Origin of the sequence: Rhizobium sp. YAF28 (assembly GCF_052113285.1) — a bacterium.
Lineage (GTDB): Bacteria > Pseudomonadota > Alphaproteobacteria > Rhizobiales > Rhizobiaceae > Rhizobium.
This window is the reverse complement of the sequence record NZ_JBFRCX010000007.1, coordinates 339,683-357,581: the sequence shown is the minus strand read 5'-3', so window position 1 is coordinate 357,581 and position 17,899 is coordinate 339,683. Positions and strand designations below refer to the sequence as shown.

Here is a 17,899-nt window from a genome sequence, read left to right as displayed (position 1 = left end):
GACATTCCGCACCTCTGGGCCGCCGATTGCCCGAACTGCATCGGCGGCCGCTTTTTTCAAAGCTGTTTCGCAGCCATTTCCGCTTCAGATCAGACCGGTGATTGCTATGGCAACGTTCCACACTCGCTCCGCAGCACGCCTGATGATAGCACCTTCCGTGGTGCTGCTCTTCGCGTGGATGATCGTCCCGCTGGCGATGACGATTTACTTCTCCCTGCTGAACTACAATCTGCTCAGCCCGGGCATGGAGAATTTCGTCGGTCTCTTAAACTACCAATACTTCCTCACCGACCCGGCCTTCTTTGCCGCGCTCATCAACACGCTGGTTCTGGTTGCGGGCGTGCTCGTTATCACCGTGGTCGGCGGCATTCTCTTCGCATTGCTGCTCGATCAGCCGATGTATGGCCAAGGCATCGTGCGCATCCTGGTCATCGCGCCCTTTTTCGTCATGCCGACGGTGGCGGCCCTTGTCTGGAAAAACATGTTCATGAACCCGGTCAACGGCCTCTTCGCCTATATGGCGAAGGCTGTCGGCCTGCAGCCAATCGACTGGCTGGCCAGCGTACCGCTGTTCTCCATCATCCTGATCGTCGCCTGGCAGTGGCTTCCCTTCGCCACGCTCATCCTGCTCACCGCGCTGCAGTCGCTTGACGAAGAGCAGAAGGAAGCCGCCGAAATGGACGGCGCCGGCCCGATCTCGAAGTTCATCTACATCATCCTGCCGCACATGGCCCGCGCGATCACCGTGGTCATCCTAATCCAGACGATCTTCCTGCTGTCGGTCTTTGCCGAAATCCTGGTTACCACCAATGGCGGTCCGGGCACGCAGAGCACGAACCTCACCTATCTCGTCTATGTCCAGGCGCTGCTGCAGTTCGATATCGGCGGGGCATCCGCAGGCGGCATCGTTGCCGTCGTGCTCGCCAATATCGTCGCGATCTTCCTCGTCCGCCTCGTCGGCAAGAATCTGGAGGCTTAAGATGGCTAGGAAGGTTACTACCCAACGCAAGGTCATCATGACCGCGATCGCCTGGGCACTCGGCATCCTGATCTTCTTCCCGATCCTCTGGACGTTCCTGACGAGCTTCAAGACGGAGGCGGATGCCATCGCCTCGCCGCCGCAGTTCCTGTTCTTCCACTGGACGACGGAGAACTATGCGGAGGTGCAGAGCCGCTCAAACTATCTCAGCCACTTCATGAATTCCGTGGTGATCTCCTTCGGCTCGACGCTGATCGGTCTCATCATCGCCATTCCGGCCGCCTGGGCCATGGCCTTTGCGCCGACCAAGCGGACGAAGGATGTGCTGATGTGGATGCTGTCGACAAAGATGATGCCGCCCGTCGGCGCGCTCATCCCGATCTACCTCATGTTCCGCAATTCGGGCCTGCTCGATACGCGCACCGGTCTGGTGATCGTTCTGACGCTGATCAACCTGCCGATCATCGTCTGGATGCTCTACACCTACTTCAAGGAAATCCCCGGAGAAATCCTGGAAGCCGCCCGCATGGACGGCGCCTCGCTCGCCAAGGAAATCATCTACGTGCTGACGCCGATGGCGGTGCCGGGCATTGCCTCGACGCTGCTGCTCAACATTATCCTTGCCTGGAACGAAGCGTTCTGGACGCTTAACCTCACGGCCTCCAAGGCGGCACCGCTCACGGCCTTCATCGCCTCCTATTCGAGCCCGGAAGGTCTGTTCTATGCCAAGCTTTCGGCGGCTTCGACCATGGCGATTGCGCCGATCCTCATCCTCGGCTGGTTCAGCCAGAAACAACTTGTCCGCGGCCTGACTTTCGGCGCGGTGAAATAAGATCATAGGGAGAGAAACATGGGCAGCATTACCCTTCAAAAGGTTTCGAAGGTCTTCGGCGAGGCCAAGGTCATCCCTTCGATCGATCTCGATATCAGGGACGGCGAGTTCGTTGTCTTCGTCGGCCCGTCGGGCTGCGGGAAGTCCACCCTACTGCGCCTGATCGCCGGCCTCGAAGATGTCTCCGGCGGCAAGATCGTCATCGACGGCAAGGATGCGACCGAGAAGGCGCCATCCGAGCGGGGTCTGGCGATGGTGTTCCAGTCCTATGCGCTCTACCCGCATATGAGCGTGCGCAACAACATCGCCTTCCCGCTGAAGATGGCGGGCATGGACAAGACAGAGATCGACCGCAAGGTGGACGATGCCGCCCGCGTGTTGAATCTCGGCGACTATCTGGATCGCAAGCCGCGCCAGCTTTCGGGCGGCCAGCGTCAGCGTGTCGCCATCGGCCGCGCTATCGTGCGCCAGCCTTCGGCCTTCCTCTTCGACGAGCCGCTGTCGAACCTCGATGCGGCGCTGCGCGTCAACATGCGCATTGAAATCAGCGAGCTGCACCAGCAACTCAAGACGACGATGGTCTACGTCACCCACGATCAGGTGGAAGCCATGACTATGGCCGACAAGATCGTGGTGCTCAACAGGGGCAATATCGAGCAGGTCGGTTCGCCGCTGGAGCTATACCGCAGCCCGCGAAACCTCTTCGTTGCAGGCTTTATCGGCTCGCCCAAGATGAATTTCATCAAGGGGCAGAATGCTGCGCAGCTCAATGCGCACACGATCGGCATCCGTCCCGAACATGTGCTGCTGTCGACCGAAAGTGGCGACTGGAAGGGCAGGGTCATGGTGGCCGAACATCTCGGCTCCGACACGTTCCTGCATGTCGATGTCGAGGGTATCGGGATGGTGACGGCGCGCAGCAACGGCGATTTTGCTTCCAAGGCCGGCGACACGGTCTACCTGACGCCGGACAAGACGCGCATTCATAAATTCAACGAGAGCGGCCTCGCCATCTGAGGCGGCCGCGGCTGGGGGCAGACATGCGGACCGGGCGCTCTCGTCCGGCCGCGCTACCGGGAGGACGAAAGCCCTTTCGCAAGACCTTCAAGAGGACTGAAACATGACGTGCAAATTATCGCTGGCAACGCTCGCCGAGGCAGCAAAGACTGCAGCCATTCCGGCCTATGACCGGGCGTCGCTGAAAGCCGGCATCGTGCACTTCGGCGTCGGCAATTTTCATCGTGCCCACCAGGCGATCTATCTCGACGACCTCTTCAACGCCGGCAGTGACCACGATTGGGCAATCATCGGCGCCGGTGTGCTGCCTTCGGATGCGGCCATGCGTGACAAGCTCGCGGCGCAGGATTTCCTGACGACCGTCGTCGAGCAGGACAACAACAAGACGGCGGCGCGGGTGACTGGGCCGATGATCGATATTCTGCCGGTCGGTGAACCCGCTGTTGTCATCGCCAAGCTTGCCGATCGTGAGATCCGGATCGTCTCAATGACGATCACCGAAGGCGGTTACTTCATCGATGCCTCGGGCAAGTTCAATCCGGCGCATCCGGCGATTGCCGCCGACGGACAGAACCCGGCGATACCGAAGACGGTCTTCGGCCTGATCGTTGCCGGCCTGAAGGCGCGTAAAGACAAGGGCATCGCGCCCTTCACCGTCATGTCCTGCGACAACATTCCCCATAATGGCGTCGTCACTGCGAATGCCGTCGTCGGCACGGCGAAGCTCTCTGATCCGGCTTTTGCCGACTGGATCAAGACCAATGTCTCTTTCCCGAACGGCATGGTGGACCGCATCACGCCGGCAACCAGCCAGCGCGAGATCGATTTCCTCAAGGAGAATTTCGATATCGAGGACAACTGGCCGGTCTATTGCGAAGAGTTCAAGCAGTGGGTGCTGGAAGACAAGTTCCCGATGGGCCGCCCGGCGCTTGAGAAGGTCGGGGTTACCTTCGTGCCCGATGTCACGCCCTATGAGCATATGAAGATCCGAATCCTCAATGGCGGCCATGCGACGATCGCCTATCCGGCGGCGCTGATGGATATTCATTTCGTGCATGAGGCGATGGAGAATGATTTGATCCGCGCCTTCCTCGCCAAGCTCGAGAACGAGGAAATCATCCCGATCGTGCCGCCGGTGCCGGATACGTCGCTCGCCGATTATTTCAAGCTGATCGAGCGCCGCTTCCTCAACCCGAAAATCGCCGACACGATCCCGCGCCTGGCGCAGGACGGTTCCAACCGCCAGCCGAAATTCATCCTGCCCTCGACGCTCGACAATCTGCGCCAGGGCAGAGATGTCGTCGGCCTCGCGCTCGTCTCGGCGCTATGGTGCCGCTACTTCTTCGGCAAGAGCGACAGCGGCAAGGAGATCGTCTTCAACGATGCCAGTGCCGACCGTCTGCATGAGGCGGCGGTGAAGGCAAAGGACGATCCGGCAGCCTTCCTCGTCTTCGACGATATTTTCGGCGACGTGGCGAAATCAGATCTTTTCCGCAAACGTTTCACCCACGCGCTGAAAACCTTGTGGGAAAAGGGCACGAAGGAAACGTTGCAGCTCTATCTCGACGGCAAGCTCGCAGTGTAAAGAATCACGGTGGCGACGTTTCTGCCGCCATCCCGGCCTTGCGGACAAAGCAGGACGGTTGCGTCCGAACTGAACTCAGGTTGGGTCTTCCATGGCTGATGCTGAACCACGGCTGGTCATTTTCGATTGCGACGGCGTGCTCGTCGACAGCGAACCGATTTCGATCAGCGTTCTCATCAAGGCGATGGCCGATCTCGGCGTGGCGATTACCGAGGACGAGGCCTATGAACGCTTCCTCGGCAAGAGCCTCGCAACCCTCATCTCCATATTGGAGACGGAATTCAACGTGCATGCCAACGAGGAATTCCTGGAAAGCATCCGCACCAATCTCTATGCCCGTTTCCGCACTGAGCTGAAGGCCATGCCGGGCATTGGCGATACGATCGATGCGCTTGGCGTTCCTTGCTGTGTTGCATCGTCCAGCCAGGTCGAGCGGATCAAACTGTCACTCTCTGTCACCGGACTGCTTCCGAAGCTGCCGAACATCTTCAGCGCCACCATGGTCAAGCGCGGCAAGCCGGCGCCTGATCTCTTCCTTTATGCGGCCGACCAGATGCATGTGGAACCCCGTGACTGCATCGTCATCGAGGACAGTCCGGCGGGTATTGCTGCAGCCAAGGCGGCGGGCATGACGGTCTTTGCCTTTACCGGCGGCTCGCACGCAAACTTTGCCGGCTACCGTGAGGAACTCGACCGTCTTTCACCGGAAGTCGTGTTTGACGCCATGCCGGAATTGATACACCTTGTCCGCAAACAAAAGCTGGACGGGACTCAGCATTGATGCGTGATCATGTGGTTGCGGTGGATGTCGGCACGAGCAGCGCACGCGCCGGTGTCTTCGATACGCATGGCCGCCTGCTTGCCAAGGCTGAGCATCCGATCGTCATGAACCGGCCGCGCGAGAACCATGCCGAACATGATTCCGAGGATATCTGGTCGGCCGTTTGCACTGCCGTGCGTACAGCTATGGACCAGTCAGGCATTGGGGCTGCCGCAATCGGCGCGATCGGTTTCGACGCCACCTGTTCGCTTGTGGTGCGCGATACCGAAGGCAGGCAGATCAGCGTTTCCACCGGCGGTGAGACGCGGTTCGATACGATCGTGTGGCTCGATCATCGGGCCCTGAAGGAAGCCGATTTCTGTACGGCGACGAAGCATGAAGTGCTGGAACATTCCGGCAATGTCATGTCGCCGGAAATGGAAATGCCGAAGCTGATCTGGCTGAAGAAGAAACTGCCGGCGACCTGGGAGAAAGCCGGATACTTCTTCGACCTTGCCGATTTCCTGACCTGGAAGGCAACCGGCTCGGCTGTCCGATCCCGCTGCACGCTGACGGCCAAATGGAATTACCTAGCTCATAAGGAAAGGGGCTGGCAGCAGGATTTCCTGCAGCAGATCGGTCTTGAGGATTTATTGCTGCGCGGCAGGCTGCCTGAGGAGACAGTGGCCGTTGGGGAGAGCATCGGCAAGCTGACGCCGCGGGCTGCCGAAGCGTTGGGCCTGACCACCGATTGCCATGTTTCGTCCGGGATGATCGATGCCTATGCCGGCGCGCTCGGCACACTCAGCGGCTATGCCGGCGATCCGGCAAAGCTCGAGCAGCAGCTTGCGCTGATTGCAGGGACATCGAGCTGCATCGTCGCCTTTTCCCTTGAGCGGAAGCCGAGCGAGGGAATGTGGGGGCCCTATTACGAGGCGGTTTTTCCGCAATCGTGGCTCGTCGAGGCTGGCCAATCGGCCGCCGGTGCGCTGCTCGATCATATCGTGCGCATGCACGCGGCGGGTGGTGAACCGACTGCGGCGCTGCACCAGAGGATCGTCGCCCGCATCGCCGAACTCAGAACAGAAGAGGGTGACACGCTCGGTGCACGGATCTTCATTCTCCCGGATTTTCACGGCAATCGGTCGCCACTGGCCGATCCGCATGCTGTCGGCGTCATCAGCGGGCTGACGCTCGATACCTCCTTCGACGGGCTCTGTGCGCTCTATTGGCGGACCGCGGTCGGAATTGCGCTTGGCATCCGCCACATCCTCGAAAAGATGAGAGATCACGGCTACGTGCCGGATACGCTGCATGTGGCCGGCGGGCATGTGAAGAACCCCGTTCTGATGGAGCTCTATTCGGATGTGACGGGCTGCAAGGTCATCGTACCTGACATGAACGAGGCGGTACTGCTCGGCACCGCGATCGCCTCATCGGTTGCGTGCGGCTTACACAAGGATTTGGCGACGGCTGGCAAGGCGATGTATCCTGGCGGCTCTGTGCGGCTTCCCGACAGGAGCAAGCAGGCGCTTTACGATCACGACTATCGCCGATTTCTTGCCATGTATCGCCATCGGGCGGAACTGGAAGCGGTGGAATAGTTTAGCGATTTGCCGTTTCGCCGAGGATAGTTGCAAATTCCACCATGCGTCGGCGGCGTTGGCTTGCCTCTTCGCCGGCGCCCAAAATGACCGCCTCGGACAGACAATCGAGCAAGGCGATCAGCGGCGGCAGGTTATCCATGTCGGGCGCGCGGGCAGGCGGCAAAGGCAGGACGACGTTTGACTGTTCGGGCAGCCAGTCCGCATGCTGCGCGGAAATCAGGATCACCTTGTAGCCGTAACGCCGGGCAGTGCGCGCAAGCAGCCGTGACCTGGCGAAGCGCCGACAATCGATGATGACGAGCACGGCGTCCTCGACGAAGGAACGGGCGAAAAGCTCCGCGAAGCGGTTACCCGCGCCGTCGATCGCACGCACGCTGTCGCGGGCCAGGGTCAGTCGCTGGCAGAAATGATTGGAGAAGCCGGCGAGTCTGGCATGGGTGGCGACGAAAACCTCTCTGGAGGCGCCGATCATCGCGACGGCTTCACTCCAATGCGGCTGTGCGGTCAGATGATAGATGTGATGCAGCGCTTGTATCTGCTCCGCCACGAGAACGGCGAGCGGCTTGCCTTCCGACGCATCCGTCTGCAGCTCCGTCATCGCGCTCTGGAACTGGACGGGTGAGGTCGTTGCCGTCTCGCGGATCTCCACCTTGACGCTGTCCAGGCCCTGGTAGCCGAGCGCTCGCAGGAAACGGCCGACCGTCATCGGCGAAAGATCAAGCCGGTCGGCAACCGACGCAGCGGTTTCGAACGGCAGGTCGTTCAAATGTTCGGTGAAATATTTCGCGATTCGTCGTTCGGCGGGCGTGCCGGATTTCGCGTATTGCCTAAGTTTCTCTACAAAATCTTCCACGTCGCAGCCTCCCCCATTTCCTCAGAGGCCTTCCGTGGATTCATGCAGAGCCGAATCCTTGTTTCTTAATATTGTCCGGAAGCTCTTCTTAGGCCCACACGTATTTCCAACATTGAGAACTATATATTAGCATGTAATTTTCGACAAGTTTTCTATTCAAGCATGTAATTTTCAACTGACTTGCCGGGAGGACGCCGGCTCCCTACATCACGCTGCGTAACGGAGACGCCAGAGAATGATCCTTGACGCCGCTCGCCTTTCGCTTGCCAACCTGTTTGCGCCGGAGACCCGGTCGGCTTTCTGGAAGGTTCTCGGACTGACGGTGCTGGTGTTGATTGGCTTGTGGTTTGCGCTGCGCGGCCTGTTCATCAGTTTTGTATTTCCCTGGGTGGTCGGGTTCTTTCCCGAGATGCCTGACTGGGCCGGTTGGCTCAGCTTCGTTTTCCTTGTCGCCGCCGGGATCGGCCTTGCGCTCGGGCTGGCGCTGCTGCTCTCGCCGGTTACGGCGCTGATTGCCGGCCTCTTTCTCGACGATGTCGCCGAGGTGATCGAAAAAAGGGACTATCCACAGGATGCGCTGGGCAAGGCCATGCCGCTCGGCCCTGCGATGGCGAGCTCGATCAAATTCCTCGGCGTCGTGATCATCGGCAATATTATCGCGCTCTTCCTGCTCTTCATTCCCGGCGTCAATCTCGTGGCCTTCTTCCTCGTGAACGGCTATCTGCTCGGGCGGGAATTCTTCGAGTTCGCGGCGATGCGCTTCCGTTCGCCGCCGGAGGCGCGGCTGTTTCGCGCCAAGCATGGTTCGACCGTCTTTCTTGGCGGTCTGATGATTGCACTTTTCCTGGCGATTCCCATTGTCAATCTGCTCACGCCGCTCTTTGCCGCAGGCATGATGGTACATCTGCACAAGCTGGTTTCGGCTCGCGATCCCGGTTTCAAGGTCTAGCTGGGCAGCGCTGCGGCATCATACATCGCCGCAAATTCTGCACTCGGCGGGATCGGCTTGATGATATCGATCAGCACGCCATTCGGGTCGGCGGTGATGAAATGGCGCTGGCCGAAATCCTCGTCGCGGATCTCCCGGAGGATCCGCAGGCCTGCCTCCGTGCAGGCGGCATAGATGGCATCCACGTCCTCGACCTCGAAATTCAGGAGCAGGCCGGAAACCTTGCCGCGGCCCGCAGCCGGGATGGTTTCGTGGCTGCCGTCGAGCACGGCGAGTGTCACATGCTCATCCTCCGTCGATTGCAGATGAACGTACCAGTCGCTTTCGAAGAGTGGCTGGAAACGGAAATGGCGGCAATAGAAGGCAGCCGTGCCGGCAACGTTATCCGTCATGATGACGGGATAGTAGCTCGTCGATTTCATCCTTTTCCTCCTTTTGATTTTACGTACACATTGTATGTTTTTGTATTTAACATACAGGCAGATTGTATGTAAAGAGGAGCGATGAGCCGCAGCAATCGCGAAAGAACCGAACAGACCAGGCAGGCCCTGATGGATGCCGCGCGGCGGCTTTTCGTCGAGAAGGGATATGCCGAGACGGCCACGCCCGATATCGTTGTAGAGGCCGGTGTCACGCGCGGTGCGCTCTATCATCACTTCGAAGACAAGAAAGCGCTCTTTCGGGCCGTGATCGAAAGGGAGGCGACCGATGTCGCCGACGAAATCGAGCGGCGCACAAAGCGTCAAATCGAACCGCGTGACGCACTGCTTGAAGGCGCCGCGGCCTATTTCGATGCAATGGAAGTGGAAGGGCGGACGCGACTGCTTCTGCTTGAGGCGCCGGCGGTCATCGGCTTGCCCGCGACTGCGCAGATCGATGCCGAGAATGCGGAGGCGACATTGAGGACAGGGCTCGAAGCCTTGCTGCCGCAGGCCAGTGCTTTGCTCGGACCACTGACGACGATGCTGTCAGCGGCTTTCGATCGCGCGGCGATCGCCATCGAAGCAGGCGGCAGTCGTGAGGACTACGAGCAGGCGATAGCTACCTTACTCGACAGCCTCGCCGATCACCTGCGGCGGTAACTCGACCAATGGTGCGGGGATATCGCTGCTCTTCTCCGGCGATTTGCAGATATCGGCGATGACGCAGCGCTCGCATTCCGGGCGACGGGCCTTGCAGGTATAGCGGCCGTGCAGGATGAGCCAGTGATGGGCGTGATAAAGGTATTGCTTCGGCACCACCTTCATCAGCCGGTCTTCAACCTCGTCCGGCGTCTTGCCAGGTGCGAGCCTGATGCGGTTGGCGATGCGAAAGATATGGGTGTCAACCGCCATCGTCGCCTGGCCGAAGGCCATGGAGAGCACAACATTGGCGGTCTTGCGGCCGACGCCCGGCAGGCGAACCAGTTCCTCGCGCGTCTCCGGCACCTTGCCGCCGAATTCATCGACCAGCATCTGCGAAAGCGCGATGACGTTCTTCGCCTTGTTGCGGTATAGGCCGATCGTCTTGATGTATTCGCGAACCTTCTCCTCGCCAAGATCGAGCATTTTCTGCGGCGTATCAGCGATCTTGAAGAGCGCGCGAGTCGCCTTGTTGACGCCGGCATCTGTCGCTTGCGCAGAGAGTGCCACTGCCACGACGAGGGTGAAGGGATTGGTGTGTTCCAGCTCACCTCGCGGCTCCGGACGCTGGATGGAGAAACGGCGGAAGATCTCCTCGCGCTCGGCTAATGAATAGGCCGTTTTCACCGCCGCCGCCGGCTTGCGGCGGACGATCACATTCGAGTTTTGCGACGATTTGGTAACGGATTTGAGTTTCGGATTCGTCATGGAAAATCTATACTCACTGGCCATGATGGAAAGCAACGCCGACAGCCGTAACGATCAGCCTGTTTTCGCAGCCGAACTCTTTCCCTACCGCTCGCTCGGCCGGAAGGGCTTCAAGGTGTTGCTCAGTGTTTCCGGCGCCATCTGCTTCGTGTACGGCATGTTTTTCATCGTCACCGGTGCTTGGCCGATCGGCTTCTTTTTCGGGCTGGATTTCCTGCTGCTCTACGGCGCCTTCTGGCTGAGCTACCGATCCGGCAGGGTGCGGGAAGAGGTGACGGTTTCGCGCACAGATGTGTCCGTGCGCAAGTTCTCTCCGTCCGGCCGTATGATCGAGCACCACTTCAATCCATTCTGGACGCGCTTCCTCGTGCGGCGGCATCAGGAAATCGGCATTCTCTCCATGCATATTTTCGGGGGGGGCAAACGTACGGATGTCGGCTCCTTCCTCAATCCCGACGATCGGGAGAGCTTCGCCAAGGCTTTCAAGCGCGCGCTGGCAACGGTAAAACAGCGTATCTGAGGCATTGCGTAAGAATCGGGGCGCAAGAAACGGGTGGTTTGGCTGCCCGCCCTTGATTATCTCCTTTGTAAAGGAGAAAGACGATGAACATGATCGCGAAGCTCGACACAGATATCACTCCTGATGGCCCTGATTACGATATCGTCCGTCAGGTCATCGAACTCATCAGCGAGGAATATCGCGACCAGCCGTCGCTGGAAGCGATTGCCGCTCGGCTGCACCAGTCGCCGACGCAGCTCCAGAAGACCTTTACCCGCTGGGCCGGCCTTTCGCCGAAAGCCTTCCTGCAAGCCGTGACGCTCGACCACGCCAAGCGGCTGCTGCGCAAGGAAGAAATGCCGCTGCTCGAAACCTCCATCGAGGTGGGTCTTTCCGGTCCCAGCCGCCTGCACGACCTGTTCGTGACACACGAGGCAATGTCTCCGGGCGAATGGAAGGCGAAGGGCGGCGGGCTGACGATCCGCTACGGGTTCCACACCTGCCCCTTCGGGACGGCCCTCGTCATGGTGACAGACCGCGGCCTCGCAGGCCTCGCCTTCAGCGATTCCGGTGATGAGAAGGCCTGCCTTGAGGATATGACCTGCCGTTGGCCGAATGCGGAATATGTGGAAGACCGTCAAGCGACGGCGCCTTATGCCGAGCGTATCTTCCAGCCGGGCCGTTGGACGTCGGACCAGCCGTTGCGGGTCGTGCTGATCGGAACGGATTTCCAGGTCAGCGTCTGGCAGAGCCTTCTGAAAATCCCCTTCGGCAAAGCCGTGACCTACAGCGATATTGCCAAGGACATCGGCCGGCCGACTGCCATGCGCGCGGTCGGTGCAGCAGTCGGGGCCAATCCGATTTCCTTCGTCGTGCCCTGCCACCGCGCGCTCGGGAAAAACGGAGCATTGACCGGTTACCATTGGGGTCTGACCCGCAAACGGGCCATGCTTGGCTGGGAATCGGCACACGCCTGAGCGATTGGGATCAGCCGAAGCCGTTCAGGCGGCTTCGGCGAGTTCCAGCAGTGCCTTTGCCGCGCTCTCGTCGGTGATCAACGTATTACAGCCGATGCGCTTGATCGTTGCGCGGATCGCGACCGCACGATGCGCGCCGCCGGAGGACAGTACGATGTGTTTCGCCTCCTTCAGCGTATCGAGATCCACCGACATCACCCGCTGATTGATCGAGTGGTCGACGGAATTGCCGTCCTTGTCCAGAAAGTTGAACATGGTGTCGCAGACACAGCCGGCATCAATCAGCTGCTGCAGTTCGGCCTTCGAAATCCATCCCTCGGACAGCGACGTCGAATGCGGGCCTATATCGCCGCAGCTGACGATCGCGAGATCAAGGTTTTCCGCCAGCCGATAGATCGTATCGAGCCCGCATTTTTCGATGAGGTTGCGCTTGGTCTCGGTGGAATCGACGAGCAGCGGCGCAAGGAACATATAACATTCCGCTCCGAGCTGATTGGCAAGGCGCCAGGTGTAGTCGATTGGGTTTGTCTGGTGGACGGCGACGATGCCGCCGAGCAGGGAGACGATCTTGCAATTGTCGCGTCGTGGCGGCCGGAAGCTTGCGAGAGAGGCCGTCATGGTGCGGCCCCAGCCGACGCCGATCGTATAATCGTCCGGAATGGCTTCCGACAGGAACTGGCCGAGCGCCAGACCGACATTCTTTGCCAGTGAATTCACGTCACAATTGGCGGGTTCCGGCACGACGATCGCCTCATCGAGGCCATAGGCGCGTTCCAGCTTGACCGAAAGCTCCACGCAGTCGCCGATCGAGTCGTTGATCCATATCTGAACTTCGCTGCGCTTCATCGCCTCGTCGAGTAGGCGGATGACGGTCGTGCGGCTGATGCCGAGCTGTTCGGCAACATCTTTCTGGGTCAGGCCTTCATTGTAATAGAGCCATGCAGCCCGCAGCCGAAGCGAGGAGGCTTCGGAATAAGCAGTATGCGTGCCGCGTTTCAGCTTGACCACATCTCCTCCCGCGCCGATTTCGCCCTAGATCTTTGCTATCGATAGCATAAGGTTGTGGCATCGGCTTTGTTCCCGCGATAATGCCGGGTGTGACACTTATGTCAATTGAAATGCACAAATGTCCTTGACTTTTCGTTGCCGGAGCGGCGATAGTCAGGGTCGACAACATCGTTCTTGTCCGTCCGAGGAGGACAATGTGCGGGCATGCGGAAAGTCTCGACCGGCCTTTAAGCCGCAGGCGGCATCGCTTGCGATGTGCTCGTCGTATTCCGGCGTTGGGAGCCCCGCCCCCGGGAACACCGCCAGTGTCTCTCACGTTTACGACTCACCCGTGACGGACGCGCGACTATTCGCCTGCTGTATGCAAACCATCTGTCCTTAGATCACCTCTTTGCCGGGCGGAACTCGCGCCGGTCCGCAGCCCAAGTTCACAAAGGAATTTGACCATGACATCCAAGCTTGACCAACTCCGCGAGATCACAACCGTCGTCGCCGACACCGGCGATATCCAGGCTGTCGCTCGCCTGAAGCCGGTTGATTGCACGACCAACCCTTCCATCGTTCTCAAGGCGCTCGGCACCGACATGTTTGCCGACGACATGAAGGAAGCGATCGCCTGGGGCAAGAAGCTCGGCGGTAATGCCGATGCTACGGCCGCAGCCGTTGCCGATCGCCTCGCGATCTCCGTTGGCGCAGCCCTCGTAAAGCTCGTCCCCGGTCGCGTTTCGACCGAAGTCGATGCCGATCTCTCCTTCGATACGGAAGCGTCGCTGAAGAAGGCACGCAGCATCATCGCGGCCTACAAGGAGCGCGGTATCGAGAAGGACCGCATCCTCATCAAGCTCGCTTCCACCTGGGAAGGCATTCGCGCAGCGGAAGTCCTGCAGAAGGAAGGCATTGATTGCAATCTGACGCTGCTGTTCTCGAAGGCTCAGGCAATTGCCTGCGCTGACGCCGGCGTATTCCTGATCTCGCCCTTCGTCGGCCGTATCCTCGACTGGTACAAGAAGTCGACCGGCAAGGATTTCACCGCCGAGGAAGATCCGGGCGTTCTGTCCGTCCGCGACATCTACAACTACTACAAGGCCAATGACATCAAGACGGTCGTCATGGGCGCCTCTTTCCGCAACACCGGCGAAATCGAAGCGCTGGCCGGTTGCGATCGCCTGACGATCGCTCCGAACCTGCTCGACGAACTGTCCAACGATCAGGGCAAGCTTGAGCGCAAGCTGTCGCCGGAAACCAAGAAGGCCGAGCCAAAGATCACGGTCGACGAGAAGACCTTCCGCTGGATGATGAACGAAGATGCCATGGCGACCGAAAAGCTCGCAGAAGGCATTCGCGCATTCGCAAAGGATCTCGGCACGCTGCGCAGTCAGGTCCGCAAGGAGCTGCAGCTCGCTGCTGCGTAAGGCCGCGCAAGCCGCACTTTGATGAAAGGCGCGGGTGCCGCTGGCATCCGCGCCTTTTTCATGTTGATATCAAGGGCATAGAGGCAGGAGTATCGTGGTGGCTGACGAGGATGACGGAAATTCGCTGGTCTCGATTGTCTACAAGCATGCAAGCTTCTTCCTTTCGGTGCTCGGCGGTTTCATCGTGTTTCTACTGCTGACCTCGCGGGAGGTCAGCGCCAGCAACATCCTGTTCGGCTGGAATGCCTCGGCGATCTTCTTCATCGGGCTGAGCTGGCGCAAGATGCTTCGCGCGACCGTTGAGAGCATCAAGAAGCGATCGGAAGATCTCGATTTTTCCGATACTTTCCTGCTCTTCCTATCAATCGCAGCGGCTCTCGCCAGTATTGCCGGAATCGGTATCGAGCTCCATTCGATCAAGGATGCACCGGCAGATGTCGCGCTGTGGCGTGCGGCTGCGGCGATCCTGACTATCCTGATCTCCTGGTTTTTCCTGCACACGCTTTTCACGATCCATTATGCCCATTATTTCTACGGCGGCTCGGATAAGTGCGAAGGGCTTAAATTCCCTGATGGAATCGAGGAGCCCGCTTATTGGGACTTCCTCTATTTCTCCTTCACAATCGGTGTCGCGGCGCAGACGGCCGATGTAGCAGTGACCTCGACGAGGATGCGCAAGTTCACCCTGCTGCATGCGCTCCTGTCGTTCCTGTTCAACACCACCATTCTGGCACTTGCGATCAATGTTGGCGCAAGCCTGCTTTAGAGCCTTGCTGCAGACCGGAAGAAGCTCTCGAACTCCGCAAGGTCACCAGAGGCGACATCCGAAATCGCCCAGAACGTCAGTCCGCCATCCGACCATTGCACCATGTTGTAGCCGTCGTGCTCCGTTGTCGTTTGGGCACCTGAAGCCGCAGGCCAAATGAACAGGTTGATGACATGGCCATGGCGTCTGTACACGAGAGCGGCGACGGCACGGCCGCCGATATAATCGACACGTCCGCCGACCAGCGGGAAACCATCCTTGGCGAGATCGCTGACGGGCGGCGAAAAATCGATCCTGCCATTGAACCAAGGCTTTACCGTGTGCTGATCCGAGGTCAGGACGTCGGTCAGATGATCCGCCATCATGGATCGAACATGGCTTGCCATGATCTCGTCCTGCAGGATCAGGGTCTGCGACGGCGCATTGACGAACAGAAAAGCACTTGCCGCGAGCACCGCCAAGGACGGTACGAAGCTCCATTGCCGGATGAAGTCGAAAGTGCGGCGCCGGAAAGGCGCTTGGCGTGGCACCGGCAGGCTGGAGCTCGCCGCCGTCTGTTCGAAAGACAGCATGGAAAGTACCTGTGAACGCAGAGCCTCCGGCGGCCTCCATCGCACGCCATCCTGATCGATGATCTTCCTCACGGCAGCGACCCCTTCCATCTCCGCCCGGCAATTTTCACAGGTCGCCAGATGATCCTCGAACTGTGCTGCATGAACGGAGTCGAGTTCGCCGTCGATAAAACCATGCAGCATGATGCGCCATTCGGGGCAGCCTTTCTGATGGGCTTCACTCATCCTGCCGCCTCGCTCTTGTTGCATGCATCCCAGATGTCGGCGAATTCGCGCCGTGCTCTCGCAAGGCGCGACATGACGGTGCCGATCGGTGCATCGATGATTTCGGCGATCTGCCGATAGGAGAGATCTTCGAGTTCACGCAGGACGAGGATCTCCCGCATCGTTTCCGGAAGCTTGCTGATGACGGATCGTACACGCCGCTGCTCGCTTGCCCGGATCATCGCCGTCTCCGGAGAATCTTCTTCCGAAGCGATCTGGTAGCCTTGATCCTCATCGGGGTCGGCACCATCGGCGTCGTCAAGATGCCGCTCGAAATGTGTCTTGCGACGATCCTGCTGGCGCCAGACGTGGCAGCAGTTTCTGACGATCGCAAAGAGCCAGGAACGCGGATCGCCGCCGCGATAGGTCTCAAAATTTCGGTAGGCTCGCAGGAATGCTTCCTGGACGATATCTTGCGCGGCCTCGGCATCGCGGCTGAGGAAGCGGGCGAAATTATAGGCCGCGTCCAAGTGCGGAACGATCACGTGCTTGAAGCGCTGCATGAATTCATGCTGCGCGGTCGCATCGTCCTTCGACGTGATACGGCTGTCGGCCGATTTTTCAGCTGCCATAAGGTGGAACAGCCGCACAGCGCCCGCCAAAAGCGTTGCCAGCGCTGATGTTCGAATGCGTGTCTCTGGCAGCGGCCGATTGAGCAGCAGCATCCAGTCGAGCGATCCGACGGGATAGGTGATCTGAGCGTTTGTCATCATCTTCCCTGCTTCAACAGCAGCCGATTTGCACGCGAGAGCCGCGGTCACATGCGGGTCCCTTGCAGTCTAGACCGATCGGCGCGCGATTTTATTCCAAATAGCGCCGGTTTATTTGCACGCAGCGGTACGAAAGATGTGCGCCGTTAAAATAACAAAGCATTTTCAATGGCTTGTCGAAAATATCGTTCGGGCCGGGAATAACAGCGCCCCGCTGGCGATCTAGTTCGTCAGCGAGGGCGTCAGATGAATTGCAGTCTTCGCCAGTCGAAATACCATCAACAAGAGGAGGCATATTCATGTTTACCATGTCACGTCGCGCCGTCCTGGGATCGGCCGCTGCTGCGGCTGCATTCGGCCTGTCATCGAAGCTCGAATTCGTCATGCCGGCACTTGCCGCGACACCGTTGGAGCCGACGGTCGGCTTTTATAAATACAAGGTCGGCGATATCGAGGTTACGGCGATCTATGACGGCATCTGGAAAAAACCGCATGATCCTGCATTCATCAAGAACGCCTCGATCGGGGATACCAAAGAGGCGCTTTCCAAGGCAGGGCTGACGACCGAATTCATGCCGATCCCGCTGACGGTGGTCGTTTTGAAAGTCGGCGGGCGGCTGATCATGATGGATGCCGGCTCAGGCGTCGGTCAATGGCAGGAAAATGCCACACATCTTCCGGCGAATATGGCGGCGGCCGGTATCGATTATAAGAAGATCGATACGATCATGATCTCGCATTTCCATCCGGACCATGTCTGGGGCCTGATGGAAAAGGGAACGAACAATCCGGTCTTCCCGAATGCCGAACTCATCGTCAATGCTGCTGAATATAATTGGTGGACGGCACCGGGTCGTGTCGAGAAGCTCGCTGAAGGTCGGAAGCCGGCCGGCAAGCGCATCGCCGCCGTTTTCCCGACGTGGAAGAACTGGAAGCTGGTGGATGACGGGGCCGAGGTTGCTCCCGGCATCAGGCTGCTTTCAGCGCCCGGCCACACGCCCGGCCATTCGACCTACCTTGTCACCTCGGGCAACAAGCAACTGCTCGTCTCCGCCGACATCATGTATGTGCCGGCGCTGCTTGCCCCGCATCCCGAATGGCAGGGCAGCTACGACCAGGACGGGCCGACAGCCATCGACACGCGTCGCCGTCTCATCGATCGCGTCATTGCCGACAATATCGCGATCTGCGGCTCCCACTTCCCGTTTCCCGGCTCGGGCACCTTCGTCAAGGACGGAAGCGCCTATGCGTTCACCCCAACAATCCAGGCCTGAAAGGCC

19 protein-coding genes are annotated in these 17,899 nt (G+C 59.3%); 13 read left to right on the top strand and 6 right to left on the bottom strand.

Going from position 1 to position 17,899, the window contains the following annotated elements; all coding sequences use genetic code 11:
• Positions 1 to 106 precede the first annotated feature (106 nt).
• From AB4Z13_RS18620 to AB4Z13_RS18595, 6 genes are all read left to right on the top strand, one after another.
• Complete coding sequence (locus AB4Z13_RS18620; protein ID WP_113325010.1) at positions 107 to 979, top strand: carbohydrate ABC transporter permease; 873 nt, start codon at positions 107 to 109, stop codon at positions 977 to 979.
• 1 nt (position 980) lies between these two features.
• A complete protein-coding gene (locus tag AB4Z13_RS18615; RefSeq protein WP_113325006.1) occupies positions 981 to 1,811 on the top strand; it encodes a carbohydrate ABC transporter permease in 831 nt (276 codons plus the stop codon).
• An 18-nt stretch (positions 1,812 to 1,829) separates the two neighbouring features.
• On the top strand, positions 1,830 to 2,828 hold the full coding sequence (locus AB4Z13_RS18610; protein ID WP_113325005.1) for an ABC transporter ATP-binding protein: 999 nt from the start codon (positions 1,830 to 1,832) through the stop codon (positions 2,826 to 2,828).
• A 103-nt stretch (positions 2,829 to 2,931) separates the two neighbouring features.
• A complete protein-coding gene (locus tag AB4Z13_RS18605; RefSeq protein ID WP_442206483.1) occupies positions 2,932 to 4,413 on the top strand; it encodes a mannitol dehydrogenase family protein in 1,482 nt (493 codons plus the stop codon).
• Positions 4,414 to 4,504: 91 nt separating this feature from the next.
• Complete coding sequence (locus AB4Z13_RS18600) at positions 4,505 to 5,194, top strand: HAD family hydrolase (protein ID WP_442206482.1); 690 nt, start codon at positions 4,505 to 4,507, stop codon at positions 5,192 to 5,194.
• Positions 5,194 to 6,777, top strand: a complete 1,584-nt coding sequence (locus tag AB4Z13_RS18595) for an FGGY-family carbohydrate kinase (protein WP_442206481.1) — start codon at positions 5,194 to 5,196, stop codon at positions 6,775 to 6,777. The genes AB4Z13_RS18600 and AB4Z13_RS18595 overlap by 1 nt, the downstream gene beginning before the upstream one ends.
• A gap of 1 nt (position 6,778) precedes the next feature.
• Here the strand turns inward: AB4Z13_RS18595 and AB4Z13_RS18590 are convergent, their stop codons facing one another.
• Positions 6,779 to 7,633: a MurR/RpiR family transcriptional regulator gene (locus AB4Z13_RS18590; protein WP_113325001.1), complete on the bottom strand. Its 855-nt coding sequence runs from the start codon at positions 7,631 to 7,633 to the stop codon at positions 6,779 to 6,781.
• Between the two features lie 235 nt (positions 7,634 to 7,868).
• Between AB4Z13_RS18590 and AB4Z13_RS18585 the strand changes: the two genes are divergently transcribed.
• Positions 7,869 to 8,582: a sulfate transporter family protein gene (locus AB4Z13_RS18585; protein ID WP_442206480.1), complete on the top strand. Its 714-nt coding sequence runs from the start codon at positions 7,869 to 7,871 to the stop codon at positions 8,580 to 8,582.
• Here the strand turns inward: AB4Z13_RS18585 and AB4Z13_RS18580 are convergent.
• A complete protein-coding gene (locus AB4Z13_RS18580; protein WP_442206479.1) occupies positions 8,579 to 9,004 on the bottom strand; it encodes a VOC family protein in 426 nt (141 codons plus the stop codon). The genes AB4Z13_RS18585 and AB4Z13_RS18580 overlap by 4 nt on opposite strands.
• Before the next feature lie 81 nt (positions 9,005 to 9,085).
• Here AB4Z13_RS18580 and AB4Z13_RS18575 point away from each other — a divergent pair, with 81 nt between their 5' ends.
• Entirely contained in the window at positions 9,086 to 9,664 is a 579-nt protein-coding gene (locus tag AB4Z13_RS18575) for a TetR family transcriptional regulator (protein ID WP_442206478.1), read from the top strand.
• Here the strand turns inward: AB4Z13_RS18575 and nth are convergent.
• Positions 9,629 to 10,411, bottom strand: a complete 783-nt coding sequence (gene nth / locus AB4Z13_RS18570) for an endonuclease III (protein WP_442206477.1) — start codon at positions 10,409 to 10,411, stop codon at positions 9,629 to 9,631. The two genes, AB4Z13_RS18575 and nth, sit on opposite strands and share 36 nt — an antisense overlap.
• A 22-nt stretch (positions 10,412 to 10,433) precedes the next feature.
• Between nth and AB4Z13_RS18565 the strand changes: the two genes are divergently transcribed.
• Together AB4Z13_RS18565 and AB4Z13_RS18560 are read left to right on the top strand one after the other, a co-directional pair.
• Positions 10,434 to 10,931 (top strand): DUF2244 domain-containing protein, encoded by a 498-nt coding sequence (locus tag AB4Z13_RS18565; protein ID WP_442206493.1) that lies wholly within the window; start codon positions 10,434 to 10,436, stop codon positions 10,929 to 10,931.
• A gap of 83 nt (positions 10,932 to 11,014) precedes the next feature.
• Positions 11,015 to 11,887: a bifunctional helix-turn-helix domain-containing protein/methylated-DNA--[protein]-cysteine S-methyltransferase gene (locus AB4Z13_RS18560; RefSeq protein WP_113324996.1), complete on the top strand. Its 873-nt coding sequence runs from the start codon at positions 11,015 to 11,017 to the stop codon at positions 11,885 to 11,887.
• 24 nt (positions 11,888 to 11,911) lie between these two features.
• Here AB4Z13_RS18560 and AB4Z13_RS18555 read toward each other — a convergent pair whose 3' ends face one another.
• A complete protein-coding gene (locus AB4Z13_RS18555) occupies positions 11,912 to 12,895 on the bottom strand; it encodes a sugar-binding transcriptional regulator (protein WP_037103335.1) in 984 nt (327 codons plus the stop codon).
• A 446-nt stretch (positions 12,896 to 13,341) separates the two neighbouring features.
• Between AB4Z13_RS18555 and tal the strand changes: the two genes are divergently transcribed.
• Positions 13,342 to 14,307, top strand: a complete 966-nt coding sequence (gene tal / locus AB4Z13_RS18550) for a transaldolase (RefSeq protein WP_439016644.1) — start codon at positions 13,342 to 13,344, stop codon at positions 14,305 to 14,307.
• Positions 14,308 to 14,404: 97 nt separating this feature from the next.
• Positions 14,405 to 15,073 (top strand): DUF1345 domain-containing protein, encoded by a 669-nt coding sequence (locus tag AB4Z13_RS18545; protein WP_113325734.1) that lies wholly within the window; start codon positions 14,405 to 14,407, stop codon positions 15,071 to 15,073.
• Here the strand turns inward: AB4Z13_RS18545 and AB4Z13_RS18540 are convergent.
• Together AB4Z13_RS18540 and AB4Z13_RS18535 are read right to left on the bottom strand one after the other, a co-directional pair.
• A complete protein-coding gene (locus AB4Z13_RS18540) occupies positions 15,070 to 15,870 on the bottom strand; it encodes an anti-sigma factor family protein (RefSeq protein WP_439016643.1) in 801 nt (266 codons plus the stop codon). The two genes, AB4Z13_RS18545 and AB4Z13_RS18540, sit on opposite strands and share 4 nt — an antisense overlap.
• The gene (locus AB4Z13_RS18535) at positions 15,867 to 16,622 is read right to left on the bottom strand and encodes a sigma-70 family RNA polymerase sigma factor (protein ID WP_442206476.1); all 756 of its coding nucleotides are present in this window, start codon (positions 16,620 to 16,622) and stop codon (positions 15,867 to 15,869) included. Before AB4Z13_RS18535 ends, AB4Z13_RS18540 begins: the two co-directional genes overlap by 4 nt.
• Positions 16,623 to 16,918: 296 nt before the next feature.
• Between AB4Z13_RS18535 and AB4Z13_RS18530 the strand changes: the two genes are divergently transcribed.
• Complete coding sequence (locus AB4Z13_RS18530; RefSeq protein WP_442206475.1) at positions 16,919 to 17,893, top strand: MBL fold metallo-hydrolase; 975 nt, start codon at positions 16,919 to 16,921, stop codon at positions 17,891 to 17,893.
• The last annotated feature ends 6 nt before the right edge of the window (positions 17,894 to 17,899 follow it).

Excerpts from the sequence above, each read along its gene's own strand:
- AB4Z13_RS18620 (WP_113325010.1), top strand. The coding sequence starts at position 107 with ATGGCAACGTTCCACACTCGCTCCGCAGCACGCCTGATGATAGCACCT.
- AB4Z13_RS18615 (WP_113325006.1), top strand. The coding sequence starts at position 981 with ATGGCTAGGAAGGTTACTACCCAACGCAAGGTCATCATGACCGCGATC.
- AB4Z13_RS18610 (WP_113325005.1), top strand. The coding sequence starts at position 1,830 with ATGGGCAGCATTACCCTTCAAAAGGTTTCGAAGGTCTTCGGCGAGGCC.
- AB4Z13_RS18605 (WP_442206483.1), top strand. The coding sequence starts at position 2,932 with ATGACGTGCAAATTATCGCTGGCAACGCTCGCCGAGGCAGCAAAGACT.
- AB4Z13_RS18600 (WP_442206482.1), top strand. The coding sequence starts at position 4,505 with ATGGCTGATGCTGAACCACGGCTGGTCATTTTCGATTGCGACGGCGTG.
- AB4Z13_RS18595 (WP_442206481.1), top strand. The coding sequence starts at position 5,194 with ATGCGTGATCATGTGGTTGCGGTGGATGTCGGCACGAGCAGCGCACGC.
- AB4Z13_RS18585 (WP_442206480.1), top strand. The coding sequence starts at position 7,869 with ATGATCCTTGACGCCGCTCGCCTTTCGCTTGCCAACCTGTTTGCGCCG.
- AB4Z13_RS18580 (WP_442206479.1), bottom strand. The coding sequence starts at position 9,004 with ATGAAATCGACGAGCTACTATCCCGTCATCATGACGGATAACGTTGCC.
- AB4Z13_RS18575 (WP_442206478.1), top strand. The coding sequence starts at position 9,086 with ATGAGCCGCAGCAATCGCGAAAGAACCGAACAGACCAGGCAGGCCCTG.
- nth (WP_442206477.1), bottom strand. The coding sequence starts at position 10,411 with ATGACGAATCCGAAACTCAAATCCGTTACCAAATCGTCGCAAAACTCG.
- AB4Z13_RS18565 (WP_442206493.1), top strand. The coding sequence starts at position 10,434 with ATGATGGAAAGCAACGCCGACAGCCGTAACGATCAGCCTGTTTTCGCA.
- AB4Z13_RS18560 (WP_113324996.1), top strand. The coding sequence starts at position 11,015 with ATGAACATGATCGCGAAGCTCGACACAGATATCACTCCTGATGGCCCT.
- tal (WP_439016644.1), top strand. The coding sequence starts at position 13,342 with ATGACATCCAAGCTTGACCAACTCCGCGAGATCACAACCGTCGTCGCC.
- AB4Z13_RS18540 (WP_439016643.1), bottom strand. The coding sequence starts at position 15,870 with ATGAGTGAAGCCCATCAGAAAGGCTGCCCCGAATGGCGCATCATGCTG.
- AB4Z13_RS18535 (WP_442206476.1), bottom strand. The coding sequence starts at position 16,622 with ATGATGACAAACGCTCAGATCACCTATCCCGTCGGATCGCTCGACTGG.
- AB4Z13_RS18530 (WP_442206475.1), top strand. The coding sequence starts at position 16,919 with ATGTTTACCATGTCACGTCGCGCCGTCCTGGGATCGGCCGCTGCTGCG.